Here is a 3,261-nt window from a genome sequence, read left to right as displayed (position 1 = left end):
CTGCTGCTCGGTCAAGTCATGATCGTTAAGGCCAGGACGGAAAAACGTCATTACCGCTTCGCGAGCCTGGAGCAAGGTGAGTGTCAAGGAAGGTCTGGGATTGGACATTTTGATTTGGCTATGTGAACAAGCCAACAGCTTACGGTTGGTGCTTCAGCAGCGCAACCGCCTGGAAATCGGCCGCACACCTGTGTCCAAAAACAAACACGATTCAGCCGCAAAAAAACACAAGTCGTTAGCGAAAACCCGAATGTTGCTGGCGATACTCTCCTGGTGTCATTGCAGCATTGCGCTGAAAAAAACGACTGAAATACGCCGGGTCCCTGAAGCCCAGCAGGTAGCATATTTCATTTGCCGAACTGCCCGTGAACAACAGCAGACGCTTGGCTTCCTGCATGACTCTTTCGAACACCAAGCGCTTGGATGGCAAATCGGCAATACGTCGACAGACGTCGTTAAGCCGCGCTTCGGTAACACCAATGGCCTGCGCATAACGGCCAAGCGCCCAGTGCTCCAGATAATGCTCTTCAATCAGCGCATTGAATCGATGAAAGATCTGCAAGTCTTCACGTCGCGTGGGCGTCGCTTCGAGAGGGTTTGCGCACAGCCGTAATACGCTGACCATGATCAGTCGAGTCAGGCTTAACACCGCTGCACTGTGACCGGCGGCCCCACTGTTCATCTCCCCTCGCAGTTCTTCGAATAGAAATGTCAGACGCCGCGCTTCGCTTTGTAGCTCAGGCTTCAGGTGATCAAGCGCCACACAAGCAGGGGGCAGTTGCGGACCCAGTGCCAGCCCGGGATCGCTTTCGATCAATTGCCAGATCAACTGCTGGCGAACGGTAAGCACGTGGCCGTCGCTGTCCGCCTCCGTCACGAAAGAATGGGGAATCGTCGGTGGGGTGAGAAAAAACATGGGACCCGACTCGACGTACTGCTGATCATCAAGATAGACCCTCACCGTTCCGCTCTTGACGTAATGCACCTGGAAAAATCGATCGTGGCGGTGCACTGGCATGTTGCGCCCAAAGAAACCCGCCAGGTTGCCGAGCTTGTCGTAATGCACCTCGCTATCGCTGTAGCGCTGATCGTAGACCTGGCCGATGTTGATGTTAGGAATTGGATACCGATCGTTCATCACACACTTCTCATTTTTCTTAGTCCCGACATCCCCCGCCCCATGGTGCACCCGTTGCGAGTAAATCGCCATGAACGATAAGGTGCTTGACGATCATTAACATATTAACTATAACGATAATATGTTAACAATAATCAGGCCGGACACCTCCAGTCCCGCCACTGCCAGGAGAGAAGCATGAGCCATGCCTTGCATGACATTGCGACCGGCACCCTGCTCGGTGTAGCGCTGAACTACCAGGGATTGCTGCTGAAGCGCCTTTCTGAATTCGAGCAGCCGCCGTATCAAAAGCTGCCTGTCAAACCGGTTCTGTTCATCAAGACGCCGAATACGCGCAACGTACATGGCGGCGCCGTGGTGCATCCCGGTGCAGGAGTTTCATTGCAACCTGGCCCGGCTCTGGGGGTGGTGATCGGCAAGGATGCCAGTCGAGTCAGTGTTGACGAAGCGATGAATCACGTTGCTGGCTATACCATCGTCAACGAATTCAGTCTTCCGGAAGAGAGCTATTACCGCCCTGCCGTGAAAGCAAAATGTCGCGATGGTTTCTGCGCCATCGGCCCTGAATTTGTACCGCGCGAACAGCTTGCCAATCCGCATGACTTGCCCCTGCAACTACGAGTCAATGGCGAGCTTCGACAGGAAGACTCCACCGCAAACTTCGTACGCAAGATTCCTCAGCTGATCGCCGAAATCAGCGAGTTCATGACCTTGTATGCCGGAGATGTGTTGATCACCGGGACACCTTCGGGTCGTGTCGATGTCCTGCCAGGTGACCGCGTAGACGTAGAAATCCAGGGTCTGGGATGCCTGACCAATGTCATCGTTGCCGAGCAGGAGGGCACCGTATGAAACACGCTCGTATCCGATTCGAAAGCCAAATACATTCCGTCACGGTTGATGCAGACAACATCGTGCATCTGAGCGATGGCCGCTCCCTCAGCGAAGACCAGGTCGAGTGGCTGCCGCCGGCCCATGGCAACATGTTTGCCCTCGGCCTGAACTATGCCGATCACGCTGCCGAACTCGCCTTCGCGCCGCCAACCGAACCTTTGGTGTTCGTTAAATCAACGGGCACCTACACCGGCCACAATCAGATCACCTGGAGACCTGACAACGTTGCCTACATGCACTATGAGTGCGAACTGGTTGCGGTCATCGGCAAGCCTGCGCGCAACGTCAAGCGTGAAGATGCGCTGAGCTATCTGGCGGGTTACACCGTATGCAACGACTACGCGATCCGCGATTACCTGGAAAACTACTACCGCCCTAATTTGCGGGTAAAAAACCGTGACGCCACGACCCCGGTGGGTCCCTGGATTGTCGATGTTGCAGATGTCCCCGATCCGGGCAATCTGAAACTGCGCACATGGATCAATGGTGAGCTTCGCCAGGAAGGCTCGACCAAAGACATGATCTTCGACATTCCTTACCTGATCGAATACCTGTCCAGTTTCATGACCCTGCAGCCAGGCGACATGATCGCCACCGGTACGCCGGAAGGCCTTGCAGACGTAGTTCCAGGCGATGAAGTGATCGTGGAAGTCGAAGGCGTTGGTCGCCTCGTTAATCGAATTGTCAGCGAAGCGGATTTTTTCTCCGCACGTAAAGAGGCTTGAGCAATATGATCAAACATTGGATCAATGGCCGTGAGGTCGAAAGCAAAGATACCTTCACCAACTACAATCCAGCCACCGGCGAAGCGATTGGTGAAGTGGCCAGCGGCGGTGCCGAAGAAGTTGCACAGGCGGTGGCGGCAGCCAAGGAAGCCTTTCCTAAATGGGCCAATACACCGGCCAAAGAGCGCGCACGACTCATGCGCAAACTTGGCGAACTAATTGAGCAAAATGTTCCACACCTGGCCGAGCTGGAAACCCTGGACACGGGCCTGCCGATCCATCAGACCAAAAACGTGTTGATTCCGCGCGCTTCGCACAACTTCGATTTTTTCGCCGAAGTCTGCACCCGCATGGACGGCCACAGTTACCCGGTCGACGACCAGATGCTCAACTACACCTTGTACCAGCCGGTGGGCGTTTGCGGCCTGGTGTCACCCTGGAACGTGCCGTTCATGACGGCAACTTGGAAGACAGCACCGTGCCTGGCACTGGGCAACACTGCAG

General features: G+C 55.0%; 4 protein-coding genes and 1 pseudogene. 3 read left to right on the top strand and 2 right to left on the bottom strand.

Translation table 11 applies throughout. The features are described from left to right. Both ACXRVY_RS21400 and hpaA read right to left on the bottom strand, forming a co-directional pair. Window positions 1-108: pseudogene (locus ACXRVY_RS21400) on the bottom strand (homoprotocatechuate degradation operon regulator HpaR); the annotation flags it as partial. Window positions 109-235: 127 nt separating this feature from the next. Then, window positions 236-1,138 carry a 4-hydroxyphenylacetate catabolism regulatory protein HpaA gene (hpaA, locus tag ACXRVY_RS21395; protein WP_223457536.1) on the bottom strand — a complete coding sequence of 301 codons (903 nt, stop codon included), beginning with the start codon at window positions 1,136-1,138 and terminating at the stop codon, window positions 236-238. Window positions 1,139-1,315: 177 nt separating this feature from the next. On the opposite strand from hpaA, the gene ACXRVY_RS21390 reads away from it, so the two are divergent. The 3 genes from ACXRVY_RS21390 to ACXRVY_RS21380 form a co-directional block, all read left to right on the top strand. After that, window positions 1,316-1,990, top strand: a complete 675-nt coding sequence (locus ACXRVY_RS21390) for a fumarylacetoacetate hydrolase family protein (RefSeq protein ID WP_223457535.1) — start codon at window positions 1,316-1,318, stop codon at window positions 1,988-1,990. After that, the gene (locus ACXRVY_RS21385) at window positions 1,987-2,757 is read left to right on the top strand and encodes a fumarylacetoacetate hydrolase family protein (RefSeq protein WP_223457534.1); all 771 of its coding nucleotides are present in this window, start codon (window positions 1,987-1,989) and stop codon (window positions 2,755-2,757) included. Before ACXRVY_RS21390 ends, ACXRVY_RS21385 begins: the two co-directional genes overlap by 4 nt. 5 nt (window positions 2,758-2,762) lie before the next feature. Continuing rightward, a partial coding sequence (locus ACXRVY_RS21380; RefSeq protein WP_458238177.1) for an aldehyde dehydrogenase family protein occupies window positions 2,763-3,261 on the top strand: 499 nt, incomplete at its 3' end.

It is taken from the genome of Pseudomonas sp. P5_A2_2 (assembly GCF_054177685.1).
Note: the sequence above shows the minus strand (reverse complement) of the source record. Positions and strands in the feature narration are given on the sequence as shown.

Coding starts and splice junctions, on each gene's coding strand:
- hpaA (WP_223457536.1), bottom strand. CDS start 1,138: ATGAACGATCGGTATCCAATTCCTAACATCAACATCGGCCAGGTCTAC.
- ACXRVY_RS21390 (WP_223457535.1), top strand. CDS start 1,316: ATGAGCCATGCCTTGCATGACATTGCGACCGGCACCCTGCTCGGTGTA.
- ACXRVY_RS21385 (WP_223457534.1), top strand. CDS start 1,987: ATGAAACACGCTCGTATCCGATTCGAAAGCCAAATACATTCCGTCACG.